Genomic DNA, 16,834 nt, shown 5'->3' with positions numbered 1-16,834 from the left:
CTTCGACTCGCCTCGAAGAAAGCTGACGGCTGACCTTCGCCCAGACAAGACAAATAAGAAGAGGGACACATGCTTACGATTCTCAGCTACACCATGATCGCCTGCTTCATGTACCTGATCATGAGCAAGCGCCTGTCGCCACTGGTCGCGCTCGTACTGGTACCCATCGTGTTCGGCTGCCTGGCCGGCTTCTCCACCGGGCTGGGGCCGATGATGCTCGACGGTATGAAGATGCTCGCCCCCACGGGGATCATGCTCACCTTCGCCATCCTGTACTTCTGCATGATGACGGATGCAGGCCTGTTCAATCCGCTGATCAAGCTGATCCTGAAACTGGTCCAGGGCGACCCACTGAAAATCGTGGTCGGTACCGCGATCCTCGGCACCTGCGTGGGCCTCGATGGGGATGGTGCAACCATGTACATCATTACCACCGCAGCGATGCTGCCGCTCTATCGCCGCACCGGTATCAGCCTCCAGGTCATGGCGACCGTCCTGCTCCTGACCATTGGCGTGATGAATATCCTGCCCTGGGCAGGCCCGTTCTCCCGTGCGGCCAGTGCGATGCATGTCGATATCACCGAGCTGTTCATCGAGATGATCCCGATCATGATCGCGGGGCTCAGCTGGGTGATCTTCAGCGCGTTCTGGCTGGGGCTGAAGGAGCGTCGTCGCCTCGGCACCATCACGCTCGATCACGATGAGTTCATGGAGCACTTCACCGAGTTTCGCCTGGGTGACTGGCGTTTCCTGTTCAACGCAGCGCTGACCATCACGCTCATCGCTCTGATGATGTTGAACCTCATGCCGCTTCCGGTACTGTTCACCATCGCCTGTGCCCTGGGGCTGGCAGTCAACTTCCCCACGCTCAAGGCGCAGAAGGCGGTCATTGGTAAACATGCAGATAACGTCATGGCTGTCACCTCGCTGATTTTCGCCGCGGGCATCTTCGTCGGGATCATGTCCGGCACCGGTATGGTCAAGGCCATTTCCGAAAGCCTGATCATGGTCATCCCGGACTCCGCAGGACATTTCATGTCGGTGTTCACGGCCTTCATCAGCATGCCGTTTACCTATGTCCTGACCAATGACGCGTTCTACTTCGGAATCCTGCCGATCCTGGCCGAGACCGCCAGTCACTACGGTATCGGGGCCAAGGAGATGGCCATTGCGAGCCTGATCGGACAACCGGTTCACCTGCTCAGCCCGCTGGTGGCCTCCACTTACCTGTTGTGCGGCCTCCTCGATGTCGACTATGGCGACAATCAGCGCGCCTCGATCACCTGGAGCATCGGGACGTGCCTGGTGATGTTTGTCGCGGCCATCGCGCTGGGATCAATCAATCTCTATAACTGAGCCCCTCTTGGCGTATTGCAGTTATAGATGTTCGCCGCGTACGTCTGGGCTTTGAAGAACTTCGGACAAGGACGTTCGTTGGCGCTTGGCAACTTGCCCCGAGCTTTTACTGCTGGCAAATCCACAGTTGCTCTGGGTCAAGTCTCAATCGCCAGGGTGAATTAGTCTTCAGTCAACGCCGGCACCTATTGTAAAGTCAGGCTATTAGCCCGCTCGGAAGATTGCCCCATCGGTCTCGCGCTAGCCGCTGATCTGTTACTCATTCGCTTACTCCTCTGCGGTGTCATATGACTCGTTCGATACGGCGTATCCTGGGCCGACTAAACAAACGTGGCCACTCACTCGCAATTATCTTCTGCTTGCTAATGAGTGTTCTCATTGGCGGGGCACTTTGGTTATCCGATAATAACGAGTACCTGCGTGACCTCAGTGAAGTCGCTCTTGTCGTTCAGGCCACTGTGCTCGGTGTGCTTTATTTCTCGACACGCCTTCGCGATTATCATTTCGAACGTCACCTCGAAGAACTGAGGATGCGCAAGGAGAAGGTCAAGGCCCTGAATGCCCGCTTGCGTAACTTGATCAATGCCGCGACCCAGGTGGCTGTTGTTACCACAGACTCTCGCGGGCGCACGCTCTTGTTCAGCGCCGGAGCCGAAAAGCTGTTCGGTTTCAGTCGTGAAGAAATGTTGGGACGTGAACCTGCGCATATCCTGCATGTGCAGGAAGAATTCATCGGCGGCGACCGCACTCCGGATAACCCGGCTCATCAGCAAACCACCGACAAGAAGCTGAGCAACCAGCTGCCTGGCGGGGAGGGTTGTATGACCACAGAACGGACCTATCGCCGCAAGGATGGCAGTCACTTCATAGGTGAGTTGCGATGCGCGAAGATCATCGATGCAAACTCTGGGCAGGTTGAGCACATCAACGTCATTATCGATGTCAGCGAACGCATTGCCTTGCTGAATAAAATCAATGAAGCCAAGGCTTTCCTGAAGCTCCTCACTCAGCGTATTCCAAACGTGCTCTATCAGTACCATCTAAGAGAAGAGGGTGAGAGTTATTTTTCTTACTGCAGTCCGAGCCTGGAACACGTCTTCGAGCTCAAGCCAGAAGAGGTCGTCGGTATCAGGTTCAAGCAAAATCCTTTGTTTCACAGGGTTCACGAAGAAGACCTCGCACTTATCTATGCGGCAACCAGGGAGTCGGTCGAAACGGGTAAACCCTGGGCATGTGATTTCCGCGTACATCTGCCGGAGAAAGGTACTCGTTGGCTGCGCGGCGAGTCTTATGCGGAAAAACAAGCCGATGAGACACTTGTCTGGTATGGCTCGTTTATCGATATCACTGAACTGAAAGACCGCGAGGCCGCGTTACGCGTCCAGGCCATCACGGACGAGCTGACGGGTATTTACAATCGACGCTACTTTATGGACAGCCTTGAACACCATATCGATCTGGCAAAACGCTACGGTTCATTTTTTTCCCTGATCATGTTGGATCTCGATCACTTCAAGTCGATCAACGACCGCTGGGGGCATGAGGGGGGCGATAGGGTACTCAAGGAGACCTGTCGCCTGATTGGCCAACGTTTACGCAGCATTGATGTGTTCTGCCGCATTGGTGGCGAGGAGCTGGCGATTCTCTGCCCATCCACTCAGGCTAAGCAAGCCGCAAGTCTGGCCGAATCCTTGTGCCAATCGCTGGCCAATCATGTCATCCCCCCGGTAGGTCAGGTGACAGCGAGTTTCGGGGTTGCCTGTTGGCAAAGAGAGTTGGACGTGCAGGCGCTTTTACGCCGGGCCGATGAGGCGACCTACAGCGCCAAGCAAGAAGGGCGTAATCGTGTCCGTATGGCAGTTCAGTAGACGTTTTGCTCTCGATCTACCGCTCGATCAGACCGAATTGAATCCTTGGTTTAGTGGTCTCGACGGGCTCATTCCTGCCATTTGGCGGCCACGGGCATCGAGATCGGAAAGCTTGGCGTCGTCGTGCTGTTGACCAGGAATACCCGGCCGAAGCCTTCCGGCGCCAGTTCCCTCCAGATAGAAGCAGCCTCCGATGAGTGACGACTGCCACACCTTCGCATGGATTTCCTCCCGCCTCAGTAGGTGAAGGCAATGGGCGGTGCGTTGCCATTGAGCAGGTAGTCGCCGATAGCCTTGTACTTGTAGGCCAGGGCGTCGTGGGTGGTGTGGGTGCGGGCGTTACGCCAGTGGCGATCGAAGTTGTACCGCGACTGAGTGGTGGCGGCGCCGCCGACCTCGTAGAGGCGCTCGCAAACGTGCAAGGCGGCGCGGGTTGAGGCGATCTTGGCTTCGGCCACTGCAATTGACGACCGCGCCAGGATCGCCTCCAGCCCGGCACCTTCGGCCAGGCCCTGCAACTGGCTACGGGCGGCCAGGTCGACGGCGCCGGCGGCTTTCTCCACCAGGGCTTCGGCGCCATGGATACGGGCCGCCAGATCACCCAGGGTATGCAGGATGTAAGGATCGTTGCGCGCCTGGTTGACCCCGCTTTCACGCACCGGGCGCGAGCCGGTACGGGCCCACAGAACGGCGTCGTCGAGAGCCGCGAGGCCGATGCCGATATCGATGGCGCAGTGAATCAGTTGCGCGCTGGCACCAATGTAGTTGCGTCGCTGGTACCACTGGGCCAAAGGGATCACTTGCTCCGGGCGCACCGGGACGTTCTCCAGCAGGGTACTGCCGCTGGCGGTGACCCGCTGGCCCATGCCGTCCCAGTCATCGAGCATGACGATGCCCGGAGTATCGGCCGGCAGCATCACGTAGACCGCATTGCCATCCTCGTCCACGGCCTGGATTTTCAGCAGGTCGGCGAACAGGCAACCGGTGCTGTAGAACTTGCTGCCGTTGAGCACCAGGCCTTCGCCTCGGCGCTCCAGGCGGGTATGGATTTCGCCGCGAAAGGTGCCGCTGCGCTCGGCAATCGCTCCCGAGGACAGCCGGCGTTCGGCAAAGGCCCCAAGGTACAGGCGCTGTTGTTCGGGGCTGGCGATCAGACGCAAGTGTTCGACGGTGGCGAAATGCGGGAACAGCGCCTGGGCAACGCTGGGGTCGGCCTTGCCCAGGGCGATGAAGATCTGCGCCACCTGTAGTTGGCTGACGTCGCCGCCCCCCAACTCGGAGGGAACCCGGGCGGCACCCAGGCCCGAGTGGCGGATCAGGTCGAGCTGGGCATGGGGCAGGATCCTGCCGGCGTCGCGCTCGGCGGCGCCGGGTTGGATCTGGGTGGCCAGGTGTTGGGCCAGGGCGAGGTAGTCGGTCATGGGAATGTCCATCGAGAAAGTCAGGAAGCGTCGCGCAGGACGTGGCGTGGCACGCCGAACAACAGGATCAGGGTGCCGCTGGCCACCAGGGCCGCGACGATGTAGAGCGCCAAGCTGATATCGCCGGTGCTGGTCTTGATCGCGCCGATCATGATCGGCGTCAGCAGGCTGCTGATCTGCCCGCAGCAGTTGACCAGCGCCAGGCCGGCGGCCTTGGCGTGGTCCGACAGGTAGTAGGTGGGAATGGTCCAGAAGATCGCCGTGGCCACCAGATACCCGCTGGTCATCAGGGTCAGTACGGCAATCGCCGAGTAGGGGCTGAACAGGAAACCGGGCAGGACCAGCATCGCCAGGGCTGCGCCCAGGCCACCCAAAGCGAAGTGCCAACGACGCTCCTGATGCAGGTCCGAATGCCGGCACGCCCATAGCATCAGGCTGACACCGACCACATAGGGCAGGGCCGAGAGCATCCCCAGTTGCCCAAGGTTGCTGACCCCCGAGTCGCGAATGATCGACGGTGCCCAGATGTTGGTGACATTACCGGTGCACATGATCGTCAGGCAGTAGGCCAGGGTGATGAACCAGACCTTGCGATCCTTCAGCGCTTCGACAAAGCGTTGATGACCGCCGGGTTTACGGTGTTGCCGTTCATGGGCCAGAGCCCGCTCGATGGCTTGCTTTTCAGCGCTGCTCAGCCATCTGGCGGTGGCGGGTTTGTCGTCCAGCCAATACCAGGCGAACAACCCGGCGAGCACCGGTGGAATGCCGGTGACCACGAACAGCCATTGCCAGCCGGTAAAGCCACCGAGGCCGGCGAAGTGCCCCATGATCCAGGTCGACAGCGGGCCGCCGATGATCCCGCAGACGGCGATTGCCATGATGAACCGCGAGGTGATCCGCGCCCGGTGGGTGGCGGGAAACCAGTAGGTCAGGTACAGGATCACGCCGGGAAAGAATCCGGCCTCGGCCGCACCCAGCAAGATCCGCAGCACATAGAACTGTGCCGGAGTCTGGGCGAAGGCGGTGGCGATGGTCACCAGGCCCCAGAGGATCATGATCCGGGTCATGGTTTTTTTTGCGCCGATCTTCTCCAGCAGCAGGTTGCTGGGAATCTCGAACAGCAGGTAGCCGATGGAGAAGACCCCGACGATGATGCCGAAGGCGGCGTCGCTGATGTTCAGGTCAGTCTTGAACTGCAAATGGGCAAAACCGATGTTGACCCGGTCCAGCCAGTTGAGGACAAAACACAGGAACAGGAACGGCATGATGCGCCACGCCAGCTTGCGATACAGGCGTTGGTCGAACGCTAGCGCCGCGCTGTCGGTGTTCTGATGAGTGTGGGCGGTCAAGGTGCTGGGAGTGTTCATCGGCCCTTACCAGCTCACATCAACTTTGGCGAAGTAGTAGGCACCTTCCAGGCCATAGGGCGAGTACCAGCTGTAGGTCGGATTATCGGTGGGGAAGAAGTAGAAACGCTTGGCCTCGGCGTTGAGTTGCTGGGGACGGCGGTCGAAGATATTTTCCCCGCCGATGGTCAGTTTCACCGCGTCGCTCAGGTAGTAGCCCAGGCTCAGGTCGGTGATGAATGCCGGGCGTATTTCCTCGTCGCGGCTGGCGGAAATCTGGTTGCGCCCGGTGACTTTGGAGTAGCGGGTTTGCTTGAGCGTGAGGTCGAAGTCACCCAGTTGCCAGGCGGCGGTCAGCGAGGTGACGTTCTTCGGATAGGCGCTGGTCAGGTTGCCCTGGCGGTCGCGGCCGACCGCGCTGATCCCGGTGCCGGCCAGTGCCGCGGGCTCCTTGATCTTCTCGATGGTCTGCAGGCTCTGGTTGCTGAGCAGGGTCCACTTGGTCTTGCCATAACGGCCCAGGTCATAGCGGTAGTCGGCCACCAGGTCGATGCCGCGGGTGCGGGTGTCGGCCAGGTTGCCGAAGTAGGAGACGATCTGGTTCGGGTTGAGACCCTGGCTGGCCAGCAGGTTGGAAACAGCCGTGCCTTGCAGGTTGCTGGTTTGCAGGATGCGATCCTTGATATCGATCTGATACAGATCGACGGTGATATCCAGGTTCTCGGTCGGCGTGGCGACAAACCCCAGGCTGTAGTTCATCGAGCGTTCCGGCTTCAGCTCTTTGGCGCCCAGGGCCTGGCCAGCCGCATCATCGACTGTCACATAGCGGGTAGTGGCCTGTTCCAGTTGGCCGGTGATCGGGCTGTTGCGCCAGGCGGTGAGGGACGAGGAGTAGTACTGCTGTTGCAGCGACGGCGCGCGGAAACCGTTGCTGATGGTGCCGCGCACGGCGAACTGTGGGGTGAAGGCATAACGGGTCGAAAGCTTACCGCTACCGGTATCGCCGAAGTCGCTGTAGTGCTCGAAGCGCCCGGCCAGGCTCATGTCCCAGCGTTCGGTGAGGCTCTGGCTGAAGTCGATATAGCCGGCGGTGTTGGTCCGCGAATAGTTGTGCGCGTCCTGCGGAGTGAAGCCGACCAGGCCTGGCGCGCCCGGGTTGGGACGCTGACCGGCCAATGGGTGGCCGACCGGGAACACATAACCGCCATCGGCATAGGAGGCGTATTCGCCGGCCTCGATCTCGAAACCATCGCGACGAAACTCCAGTCCGGTGGAGACGTTCAGCGGCTTGGCGAACAGCCCGGTGTCAAAGGCGCGGGTCAGGTCCAGGTTGTTGGTCCACTGGCTGGCGATCAGGTGTCCGCCATCCATGTCACGAGGGCTGTCGGGTCCCAGGGACGGGTTCAGCGAACGCTCGTTACGGGTGTTGGCGTCGTTGTAGCCATAGCTGCTGCTCAGGTCCCATTTCCAGCCCAGCCACTCTTCGTTGCGTACCCCGATCACCGTCTGAAAATCGTCCTCTTCGACCACGAAGCGTGGCGAGAAACCATCCGGATACACCGAGACGATGTTCTGCGGTGAGTTCGCGGTGCGGTAGGTGCCCCAACTGGTGGAGTTGCGGTGGCTGAGGGTGGAAAACGAGTACAGGGTGAAGGCTTCGTTGAGCGGCAACTCAGCGTTGTAGCCAAAGTTATAGGTCTGCGAGCGGGGTTGACCCAGTTGCTGGCGATAGCGGCTCTCGCTGGTTTCCCGCGGGTCGGGCTGGCCGTTCTGGCGAAAGTAGATGCTGGTGCGGTCCGGAACCGCGCCTGCGACGTTGGAGCTTTCCTGAACCCCGATATCGGCGCTGAGGCTGAAGAAACCATCATTGGGCAATTCAAAGCCCTGATTGATCTGGCCCTGGCCACGGGCGCCGAAATTGCCCTTGCCGCCGACCCGCTCCTTGAATTGCCCGTACAGCGCGCTGGCACTGCCACCGGAGCGGTTGTTCTTGAGGATGATATTGATCACCCCGGCAATGGCGTCCGAGCCGTATTGCGCCGCGGCGCCATCGCGCAGCACTTCGACGTGATCCACGGCGCTGATGGGGATCAGGTCGAGGTCGGCGGGCGACTGGCCGCTGGAGGTGGTGGCGGTCTGTACGAAGATCAGCGAGGTGGTGTGCCGACGCTTGCCATTGACCAGCACCAGCACATGGTTGCCACCCAGCCCGCGCAGCGTGGCGGACTTGACCGACAAGCCGGTACCGCCGGTAAAGCCCGCAGCGTTGGTATAGGACGGCACGCTGGCCGCCAAGGCGTCGCGCAGATTCTGCTTGCCCGAGCGAGCCAGGTCGTCGGCGCTGATGACGTCGATGGGCGCCAGGCTCTTGGCCAAGGTCCGGCCACTGTCCCGGGCGCCGGTGACGACCACGGTCTGCAGGGCGGTTTCGTTGGCGGCCGATGGCCGTGATCCGTCCTCTTCGGCCAGCGCCACCTGGCTGGCGCAGAGCCCGAGGAGGCTGGCGCTCAGCAGGCTGAGCCTGGGGTACAAGCATGTGTAAGGGCGAGACATGGTGAGGCTCCGATGAAGAGGTGCCGCTTTCCATTCCTGGTGGTGGGTGTTCCTGACAGTACTGGCGAGGCTGAAAGTGTTGGCTTTTCTGGTTATAGAAGTGCGTTACCGGCCGAGCATGACGTCCTGGCGAGCCTGGTCGACCAGCTCCATGTGGCGCTTCAGACGGTTTTTTCTCTCCGCCAGAAGCAGAGTCTTGGTCCACTCGACGGCCTTGCCGGAATGAGCCGCCAGGCGCGCGGCCAGCTCCAGGGAGCTGTCGTAGGCGTCGGCCACGACCCGATTGACCAGGCCCATGCTCAGCGCCTGGTCGGCATCGAAATGCCGGGCGCTGAGCATGATGTCCAGGGCGGCGGCTTCGCCGATCAGGCTTGGCAGGGTAATGGCGCTGAAGCCGGACAACATGCCGTGCTGGACTTCCGGAAAATTGAACCGGGTGTCATGCCGGGCAATACGGAAATCGCAATGAATGGCCAGGCTGATGCCCAAACCCAGGGTGTAGCCGTGCAAGGCGGCAACCACCGGTTTGCTCAGGTCATGGCCAACGCCGGGCAGGGCGCGGGCGAGCAGTTCGCTACTGACCGTCTCGCCGGTGGTTTCTATTTCCTTGAGATCGGAACCTGCACAGAACGCCCGCTCGCCAGCACCACGCAGAACGATTGCACGGACGGCGCGATCGTCCTGCGCCCGCTGCCAGACCTCCGCCAACTCGCGCTTGGCCTGGCTGTCCAGGGCATTCAGGCGCTCCGGACGATTGAGGGTGACCACCAGAATCCCTTCACCAAGGTGTTGATACTCGACTGTCATGGTTTCGATTTCATTGAGTGTGAAAGAAAGACGCTTTGCCCCTTGAGGTCCGCGTCAAAGTGGGGAAAACTTAATTGATGTGCACAATGCAAACAACTTGTTTGTTATATGAACATATTCTTATTAGGTCACAAACGGTTATAAAAAATGAAAGCGATAGTTCTAAAAGCCTTTGGCGGGCCGGAGCAGTTGCAAGTCCAAGAGGTGCCCACACCCCAGGTGGGCCCAGGCGAGGTCCTGGTCAAGGTGCAGGCGGCCGGGGTCTGTCACCACGATCTATTGCACCGCGCCGGCCGCCTGCCAGGGGCGCATACCGACGTGGTGTTGGGCCATGAGGCGGCAGGTGACGTGGTCGAGGTCGGGGCGGGGGTATCGCAACTGGCCGTGGGCGCCCGCGTGGTGATCTACCAGCGGCGTTTTTGCGGACAGTGCCGGGATTGCCTGCGTGGACGCCAGGATCTGTGTCGGGCCCTGGGCCTGCCGTCGGTGGACACCGAAGGAGCCTATGCGCAATACCTGCGAGTGCCGGCGATTTCGGCCATCGAACTGCCCGACGGCTTGGGCTACACCCAGGCCGCGCTGGCTTCATGCCCGATTGCGACCAGCGTCCGGGCCCTGTACGGCGAGGCCGCACTCAAGCCTGGCGAAACCGTGTTGATCAACGGCGCCAGCGGCGGCCTGGGAGGGCACCAGATCCAGCTGGCTCGGGCGCTGGGTGCACGGGTGATCGCGGTCACCAGCAGCCCGGAAAAACATGACTTCCTGCAGGCTCTGGGCGCCCATGAGGTGATAGTGACGAGCGAGGGATACAGCGCCCAAATCTGGAAACTCACCGGTAAAAGGGGAGTGGACGTGGCCATGGATAACCTCGGGCATACCCTGGAGGACACCCTGCGCAGCATGACCCTGGGCGGGCGAGTCGTGGTGTTGGGCAATGTCCATCCCGGCAGTGTCCCGATCGCACCGGGCCTGCTGATCGGGCGGCGGCTCAAGGTCCAGGGCTCGGGTAGCGCAACACTTGAAGAGTTGCGCATGGCCCTGGCGCTGATCCACAGCGGCCAGGTCAAGCCGTTGATCGATCGCGTGCTGCCTTTTCATGAAGTGGCCCGGGCTCACGAGTTGCTGGAGTCGCGACAGGCCAGCGGACGTATCGTCCTGAGCGGGTGGTAGCCATGGACATCAGTACATTGCTTGCCCAGGCTGCCTGCAAATGGCCGAACGAACCGGCGCTGCGCGAACCGTCCAGCGCCCGGACCCTGACCTTCCTGGAACTCGATCAGGCCCTCGATGCTGTCGGCCAGGCCCTGGACCGGCTGCAGGTCGCGCCCGGGGCGCGAGTGGCGCTGTTGGCCGACGCCAGTCTCGACTACCTGCTCGCCGATTATGGCTGCATGGCCAACGGTCGGGTACGGGTGCCTCTCGACCCAGCACTGGCCGCGGACGAGCTGCTGGCCCAACTGCGCGACGCTGGCGCTGTCTTGTTGCTGTTTTCACCAGCCTACGCGGCACTGGTCGAAGACCTGCGTCTGGCGGGCATCGAGTGTCGGCCCTTGAGTTCCGTGAGCGAAGCCGTGCCGTCGGCAGTCCGGCCGCGACCGGCGCAGTCGCCTCAGGCGCTGGCCTCGTTGAACTACACCGGCGGCACCACCGGCGTGCCCAAGGCGGTCATGCACCGGCATGCGAGCCTGTGTGCGGTCTTGCAGAACATTGTCATGGCCCGCGGCGCTTCAACTGGCGATGTGCTGCTCAATGTCCGTCCGTTGTGGCCGATTGCCGCGGTAGCGGTGTTGGCGCATCTGCTCAGTGGCGGGCAGGTGGTGCTGGGCGGGCGCTTCGATGGCAAGGGCTTTGTTGCGCAATTGCGCGAGTATCAGGTCGCGTTCAGCTCCCTGGTGCCTACTCAGCTTGTGCGATTGCTGCGCGAGACGGACGCTTCCCCCGTGGACTTGCCATTCTTCAAGAGCCTCGACGTTGGGGCCGCCGCGCTGGCAAGCGAAGCGCTGGAGGGTGCGTACCGCCTGTTTGGTGAGCGCATCAGTGTCCTTTACGGGATGACCGAAGCCCCCTGGAGCTGCTACCTCTCGGCCGCGCAGATGGCCACGGCGCGACGTGCCGGAGAGAGCGCCGAAGGGCTGGTGGGACGTCCGGTGTTTGCCGCGGCGGTGCGCATCGACCAGGCCGATGTCAACGGCGTCGGTGAAATCCTGCTCGGCGGTCCGCAGTTGATGAGTGGCTACTGGCAGCTCGAAGAGCTCAGTGCTCGGGCGCTCGATAACGGCTGGTTGCGCAGCGGCGATCTGGGGCGGATTCGCGCCGATGGGCAATTGCTGGTCCTGGGACGCTGCAAGGACATCATTCGCAGCGGTGGAAAGTCGGTACAGCCCGGCGAGGTCGAACAGAGTCTGCTGGGCCATCCCGGGGTGGTCGACGTCCATGTGTTCGGGCTGCCGGACGTCGAGTGGGGCGAGCAGGTGTGTGCGGCGGTGGTGCTGGACGGCTCGCGCAAGCTGTCGGCGGCGCAACTGATGGAACACTGTCGAGCGCAGTTGTCGCGGTACAAGGTACCGCGACGGATCTATTTCATCGATCAGCTGCCGCGATCGCACTACGGCAAGGTGCAGAAGAACCGTTTGCTTGCGGCACTCGCTCCGGATCTGTCGTCCTAAAGGTTGCCCAGTTGCGCCGCGATACCTTCGCAGGCCCGGCGCACATGGCTGGCCAGGGGAGAACCCGGGTGGGTCTCGTCTTCCATCTCCAGGCCGGCCACAACCACCGCGCCCATGGCGATCGCGTTCTCGGGCCGGATGGGGAAGGCGACTGACGACAGGCCAGGCTTGAACTCGCCATGACCGAAGGCAAAGTCGTCCTCGCGGCGGATCTGCTCCAGGGTTGGGAGCGCCTTGGCATAGCGCTCTTCACCCAGAATGGCCAGGGCCGTCGATTCGCTGTAGGTGGCCAGTACCGCGCGCCCGCTCGGGCTGCCGTCGATGGGGAACTGGTCGGCCAGGTCGACGATCACGTTGAGCGGGGTGGTTGGGGTCCACATCCGTTCGATCAGCACCACCTGATCGCCCACGGGAACCGACAGCGAGACGATCGCCTGGCGCTCGCCTATGACGCGCTGCAATTCGATGGCATAGGGCAGGGCAATCTTCCTGAGGTTCAAGCGATTCAGATAGGCCGCCGAATAGATCAGGCACTCGGGGCCGATGCGGTAGGTGCCGCCTTGCGCCTCGATCAGGCTCCAGTAGGTCAGGGTTTTGAGCAGACGGTGGATGGTGGTGCGGTCGATGCCGGTCAGTCGCGCCAGGTCCAGTGCGCTGGCACCGTGCTTGAGACCGGAAAGGGTGCGAAGCAACACAATCGAACGGTCGATGACCTGAACGCGCCCGCCAGCAGCGTTTTCCTTGCCGTTGTTGCGTGCCGGTTGAGTCGAAGAAATATCCATTGTGGCAGTGGCTTCCGAAAAGCATTTTGATCGGCTGGCACGGAATGCCGGCTCGGCCGGTGGCCAAGGTTAGCCGTGATCCGCCGCAGGGTGAAGAGCAGAACGAAGTGAGCCTAAGCTAATGTAAAAACGATATTTATTACAGATTTTTAAGATCGTTTAGTTTCAGCGGAAACGGATAGCCGTCGGCGTCTTTCGGCAGACGCCTCAGCTTGTGCACGTCATCGAGCGATAAGGAATGCCATCGTTCAACTCACATGGGAGTGAATCATGTCGTACTCGCTGGACATCACCGCCTTGCCATCCCTGGATCTGTCATTGCTCGCTGGCCGCCCGCAGCAGCGTCGGAAATTTCTGGATGAGTTACGCCATGCCGCTCGGGATGTAATGAAGCATGAAGTGCCTTCCTGAATTAGGCCTGGCTTGCTGCCGGCTCGCGAATGGACGAAGAAGCGTTTGAGGTGAGGGTGGTCAGCTCCTGGCGACTGTGCTCGGGGTTGACCAGGCGCAGAGCCAGCAGGCCGCCGACCAACAGGGCGATGCCGAACAGGCCGATGCTAAGTTCGAAGCCTTTGACCAGATCGCCACCTTTCCAGCCGATGGCCTGCCCGACCATGTGCGGGGCGAGCATGCCGGCGCTGGTCAGCAGGCCGATGTGGATGGCCAGCATGCTGCCGCGCTGCCTGGGCGGGGCAATGTAGGCGATGATGGAGTTGGCAAAGGCTGGCACAAGGTTCACCACGACCCCGCCCACCAGGTACAGGGCCATGGTGCTATACAGGCCCTGCTCGACGAAGCCCATCAGGCTCAGCGCTACGCCGCCGATCAGGCAGGCCACTGCTGGTGGCACGGCCATCGCCATGCGTACGCTGGCCCCATGCTTGAGAGCACGCTGCGACAGGCTGGACACTGCCAGATTGAGAAAGATCACGCCGACCGTGGCAGCCATCACCACATAGCCGGATTGCATCGGGGTCATCTGCAGGCCTTTCTGCAGATAGGTCGGCACCCAGCTGTAGATCAGTGCGGTGGGTAGGTAGGTGCAGAATCCGGCCAGTGTGATGAACACGAAAGTGCGGTTGAGCAGCAGGTGGCGATAGGGGGCAACACCGCGCCCCCCAGTGATCGTATCGTCATGCTGGCCCTCGCGGCCAATCAGCAGCCAGATGACCAGCCAGACCAGGCCGATACCAGCAAGGATCAGGTAACCAACCCGCCAGCCCATATGCTCGATCAGTAGTGGTAGCGACAGTGCTCCGGCGATGGCTCCGACCATGATCGCCACTTGAGTCCAGGCGGCGGGCTGGACTCGCTCGCGCGGGGCGTACCACTTGAAGCAGGCGTGCTGGGTCACCGCCGTACCTGGGCCACAACCGGCACCGAGCAGCATGCGGCTGGCGACCAGGGCATAGAAGCTGGTGCTGATGGCGGTGAGCAATTGGGCGGCCATCCAGACTACTGACATGCCGGAGAGAATCCAGCGACTCGGCAGGCGGTTGGCAAGAAAGCCGACCAGCACGCCAGAGACCGAGTAGAGAAAAAAGAACGCACTGCCGATAAAGCCGAACTGCTCCGGCGATAACCGCAGTTCGTCGATGATCTGTGGGCCGGCGAAGGCGAAGATGGTCTTGTCCAGTACGCTGATGACCATCACCGCCATGAGCATCAGGACGATCAGGCCGCGACGGTGGTCGGAAGGGGGCTGCATTGGCTCAGGCCTCGCTCAGGTAGGTTTCGACCAGGCGTGCCCAGAGACTGGCACCGAAGGGGATCGCCTGGTCGTTAAAGTCATAACCGGGATTGTGCACCATACAACCGCTCGGGCCGCTGTTGCCATTGCCCAGAACGATGTAGCAACCAGGGCGTACCTCGAGCATGGCGGCGAAGTCCTCACTGCCCAGGTAGCCGCTGGGTACTGTGGTCAGCACCGACTGCTCGCCGACTAGCTCGCGCGCCACGTTCTGCAGCAGGGTGGTCTCTTTGACAGTATTAAGCAGTACGCCTATGCGCTCGTCGTAATGCAGGTCCAGGGTCAGGCCGTGGCCCTGCGCCACACCCTGGCTGATTTCGGTAATGCGTTTGCGCAGCAGTTTGCGAATATCCGGATTGGTCGAGCGCACGCTGATCTTCAACGTGGCGACGTCCGGGATCACGTTGTGTGCCTCGCCAGACTGCAGCGAACCGACGGTGACCACGCCCACTTCGCCGGCTGGCACATTACGCGCAACAATCGACTGCAGAGCCAACACCAGTTCAGCAGAGGCCACTACCGGGTCCTTGGCCTTGTGCGGCATTGCACCGTGCCCCCCAACACCAATGAGGCGGATGGTCGCCACATCGGATGAGGCGCTCATGGCTCCGGCCTGGGTAAGGAATATGCCCACCGGCAGGCCTGGCATATTGTGCAGGGCGTAGACGGCGTCACAGGGGAAACGTTGAAACAAACCCTCCTCGATCATCCGTTTGGCCCCGCCGAGGGTTTCTTCGGCTGGCTGGAAAATCAGGTTAAGGGTGCCGTCGAACTGCTGTGTCTCGGCCAGGTAGCGGGCCGCGCAGAGCAGGATGGCGGTATGACCGTCGTGGCCACAGGCGTGCATCTTGCCGGCCTGCTGGCTGCAATAAGGCACGCCACTTTCTTCGTGAATCGGCAGGGCATCCATGTCGGCGCGAATGCCGATGCTCTTGCTGCTGTTGCCACATTTCAGCACGCCCACCACGCCTGTACCGCCAATGCGAGTGTGCACGCTGTAACCCCATTGGCGCAGGTACGTGGCCACCAACTGGCTGGTGCGCTGCTCTTCAAAGCCCAATTCAGGATGCTGGTGGATACGCTGGCGAATCTGGGCGAACTCACTTTGCGAGGCGAGGATCTGCGGGATCAACGCGGGTTGAATCGGATTCATAGGACAACCTTGGAGGTGACGGCGATAGGTACGGAGCAGCATGCCGCAGGCACCGAGCGCTGAATAATCACCTCTGCGCATGCGTATCGGTTTTGGTTATGCAGGCACCGGGCGGCCCAGTGCCGCCCGGGATGCAATGAGGGGCGTTTGCGGGAGGCGTGATCACGCCATGGCGGGGTCAGTCGCTGAACAGTCCACTGCACTTGGCTGCATGCGGGTTCGTGTAGGCGTACACCAGCTCATCGGCCAGCGTCTTGGCTTCGCGCGTCATCAGTTCCTGATCCCGGCAGACCAGGGAGATATTCATCAAGGGGACGGGTTCGACAATCTGCAGAATTTCCAGGTTGTTGAACAGTCGCTGGGTCAGCTCCAGCACGCGGACCGACCAGTAGCTGATGGCATCGCTGCTGGCTGCCAGTTCTGCGTACAGCACCACCGAGGCGCATTCGATGATGTTGTCTGGCCTGGCGATGCCGTGTTCGCTGAGCATCTGTCCGATCTTCGATTGCTCGAGTGACTCCTGCAGCAGCCAATCCTGCCCTTTCAATTCATTCAATGAGCGGGCATGACGCATGGGGTGATCTTTGCGTACGGCCAGTACGGTGGCTTGTTCGTACAGCGCAGTCCAGTGGAAACCATCGGAGCTGCGGGCTTCCGGCAGCGACGTCAGTACCAGATCAAGTTGTCCCTCGCGCAGTCCTTCCATCAACTTGGAGGGACGCAGTTCATGGATCTGCACCTGGACCTTGGGGAAGCGCTTGCGGTAACGGTTGAGGCTGCTCACGAACTGCTGGCTGGGAGTGACCGGTGATACGCCAATAGCGAGCTTGCCATCCATCACCCCCTTGAGCGTGTCGATCTCTTCACGGGCGCGGCGTACTTCCTGGAGTACCAGGCGGGCGCGTTTAACCAGGCGTTCGCCATAATCGGTGACCGTAATGCCGCGGTTGGAGCGTACCAGCAGGGGAACGCCAAGCTCCGCCTCAAGCTCCTTGATGCCCTTGGACAGCGCGGGTTGAGAAATATGCAGCAGGCGCGAAGCTTCTTGGATGCTGCCGCTTTCACAGATGGCGACGATGGCGCGCAGTTGGTGCAGCTTCATGGGGAACGCCTCGCCTATTCAGAGTAATAG

Annotated in this window: 12 protein-coding genes and 1 pseudogene; 5 read left to right on the top strand and 8 right to left on the bottom strand. The window is 61.3% G+C overall.

Annotated elements, in window-relative coordinates; all coding sequences use genetic code 11:
- Positions 1-69 precede the first annotated feature (69 nt).
- Both C4K27_RS16070 and C4K27_RS16065 read left to right on the top strand, forming a co-directional pair.
- Positions 70-1,356, top strand: a complete 1,287-nt coding sequence (locus C4K27_RS16070; RefSeq protein WP_053261224.1) for a CitMHS family transporter — start codon at positions 70-72, stop codon at positions 1,354-1,356.
- Between the two features lie 365 nt (positions 1,357-1,721).
- On the top strand, positions 1,722-3,224 hold the full coding sequence (locus C4K27_RS16065) for a sensor domain-containing diguanylate cyclase (RefSeq protein WP_162235130.1): 1,503 nt from the start codon (positions 1,722-1,724) through the stop codon (positions 3,222-3,224).
- A 236-nt stretch (positions 3,225-3,460) separates the two neighbouring features.
- Here C4K27_RS16065 and C4K27_RS16060 read toward each other — a convergent pair whose 3' ends face one another.
- The 4 genes from C4K27_RS16060 to C4K27_RS16045 all read right to left on the bottom strand — a co-directional run bounded on the left by C4K27_RS16060 (position 3,461) and on the right by C4K27_RS16045 (position 9,351).
- Positions 3,461-4,645 (bottom strand): acyl-CoA dehydrogenase family protein, encoded by a 1,185-nt coding sequence (locus tag C4K27_RS16060; RefSeq protein ID WP_053261221.1) that lies wholly within the window; start codon positions 4,643-4,645, stop codon positions 3,461-3,463.
- A gap of 20 nt (positions 4,646-4,665) precedes the next feature.
- Positions 4,666-6,012 (bottom strand): MFS transporter, encoded by a 1,347-nt coding sequence (locus tag C4K27_RS16055; RefSeq protein ID WP_053261220.1) that lies wholly within the window; start codon positions 6,010-6,012, stop codon positions 4,666-4,668.
- A 6-nt stretch (positions 6,013-6,018) separates the two neighbouring features.
- Complete coding sequence (locus C4K27_RS16050; RefSeq protein WP_053261219.1) at positions 6,019-8,544, bottom strand: TonB-dependent receptor plug domain-containing protein; 2,526 nt, start codon at positions 8,542-8,544, stop codon at positions 6,019-6,021.
- 105 nt (positions 8,545-8,649) lie between these two features.
- Positions 8,650-9,351, bottom strand: a complete 702-nt coding sequence (locus tag C4K27_RS16045; RefSeq protein ID WP_053261218.1) for an enoyl-CoA hydratase/isomerase family protein — start codon at positions 9,349-9,351, stop codon at positions 8,650-8,652.
- A gap of 147 nt (positions 9,352-9,498) precedes the next feature.
- On the opposite strand from C4K27_RS16045, the gene C4K27_RS16040 reads away from it, so the two are divergent.
- Together C4K27_RS16040 and C4K27_RS16035 are read left to right on the top strand one after the other, a co-directional pair.
- A complete protein-coding gene (locus tag C4K27_RS16040) occupies positions 9,499-10,521 on the top strand; it encodes an alcohol dehydrogenase catalytic domain-containing protein (protein ID WP_053261217.1) in 1,023 nt (340 codons plus the stop codon).
- A 2-nt stretch (positions 10,522-10,523) separates the two neighbouring features.
- A complete protein-coding gene (locus C4K27_RS16035) occupies positions 10,524-12,017 on the top strand; it encodes a class I adenylate-forming enzyme family protein (RefSeq protein ID WP_053261216.1) in 1,494 nt (497 codons plus the stop codon).
- Here the strand turns inward: C4K27_RS16035 and C4K27_RS16030 are convergent.
- Entirely contained in the window at positions 12,014-12,799 is a 786-nt protein-coding gene (locus C4K27_RS16030) for an IclR family transcriptional regulator (RefSeq protein ID WP_053261215.1), read from the bottom strand. The two genes, C4K27_RS16035 and C4K27_RS16030, sit on opposite strands and share 4 nt — an antisense overlap.
- Positions 12,800-13,069: 270 nt before the next feature.
- Between C4K27_RS16030 and C4K27_RS16025 the strand changes: the two are divergent.
- Positions 13,070-13,186: pseudogene (locus tag C4K27_RS16025) on the top strand (isopenicillin N synthase family oxygenase); the annotation flags it as partial.
- 25 nt (positions 13,187-13,211) lie between these two features.
- On the opposite strand, the gene C4K27_RS16020 reads toward C4K27_RS16025, so the two are convergent.
- From C4K27_RS16020 to C4K27_RS16010, 3 genes are all read right to left on the bottom strand, one after another.
- On the bottom strand, positions 13,212-14,507 hold the full coding sequence (locus C4K27_RS16020) for an MFS transporter (RefSeq protein WP_053261214.1): 1,296 nt from the start codon (positions 14,505-14,507) through the stop codon (positions 13,212-13,214).
- 4 nt (positions 14,508-14,511) lie between these two features.
- On the bottom strand, positions 14,512-15,702 hold the full coding sequence (locus C4K27_RS16015; protein ID WP_053261213.1) for a M20 aminoacylase family protein: 1,191 nt from the start codon (positions 15,700-15,702) through the stop codon (positions 14,512-14,514).
- A gap of 178 nt (positions 15,703-15,880) precedes the next feature.
- Positions 15,881-16,804: a LysR family transcriptional regulator gene (locus C4K27_RS16010; RefSeq protein ID WP_053261212.1), complete on the bottom strand. Its 924-nt coding sequence runs from the start codon at positions 16,802-16,804 to the stop codon at positions 15,881-15,883.
- Positions 16,805-16,834: the final 30 nt, after the last annotated feature.

The organism is Pseudomonas chlororaphis subsp. chlororaphis, assembly GCF_003945765.1.
Taxonomy (GTDB): domain Bacteria; phylum Pseudomonadota; class Gammaproteobacteria; order Pseudomonadales; family Pseudomonadaceae; genus Aquipseudomonas; species Aquipseudomonas chlororaphis.
This window is presented reverse-complemented; position numbering and strand designations above follow the sequence as displayed.

Bases quoted from the DNA above. Each gene is read 5' to 3' on its own strand.
- C4K27_RS16070 (WP_053261224.1), top strand. From the start codon at position 70: ATGCTTACGATTCTCAGCTACACCATGATCGCCTGCTTCATGTACCTG.
- C4K27_RS16065 (WP_162235130.1), top strand. From the start codon at position 1,722: ATGAGTGTTCTCATTGGCGGGGCACTTTGGTTATCCGATAATAACGAG.
- C4K27_RS16060 (WP_053261221.1), bottom strand. From the start codon at position 4,645: ATGACCGACTACCTCGCCCTGGCCCAACACCTGGCCACCCAGATCCAA.
- C4K27_RS16055 (WP_053261220.1), bottom strand. From the start codon at position 6,012: ATGAACACTCCCAGCACCTTGACCGCCCACACTCATCAGAACACCGAC.
- C4K27_RS16050 (WP_053261219.1), bottom strand. From the start codon at position 8,544: ATGTCTCGCCCTTACACATGCTTGTACCCCAGGCTCAGCCTGCTGAGC.
- C4K27_RS16045 (WP_053261218.1), bottom strand. From the start codon at position 9,351: ATGACAGTCGAGTATCAACACCTTGGTGAAGGGATTCTGGTGGTCACC.
- C4K27_RS16040 (WP_053261217.1), top strand. From the start codon at position 9,499: ATGAAAGCGATAGTTCTAAAAGCCTTTGGCGGGCCGGAGCAGTTGCAA.
- C4K27_RS16035 (WP_053261216.1), top strand. From the start codon at position 10,524: ATGGACATCAGTACATTGCTTGCCCAGGCTGCCTGCAAATGGCCGAAC.
- C4K27_RS16030 (WP_053261215.1), bottom strand. From the start codon at position 12,799: ATGGATATTTCTTCGACTCAACCGGCACGCAACAACGGCAAGGAAAAC.
- C4K27_RS16020 (WP_053261214.1), bottom strand. From the start codon at position 14,507: ATGCAGCCCCCTTCCGACCACCGTCGCGGCCTGATCGTCCTGATGCTC.
- C4K27_RS16015 (WP_053261213.1), bottom strand. From the start codon at position 15,702: ATGAATCCGATTCAACCCGCGTTGATCCCGCAGATCCTCGCCTCGCAA.
- C4K27_RS16010 (WP_053261212.1), bottom strand. From the start codon at position 16,804: ATGAAGCTGCACCAACTGCGCGCCATCGTCGCCATCTGTGAAAGCGGC.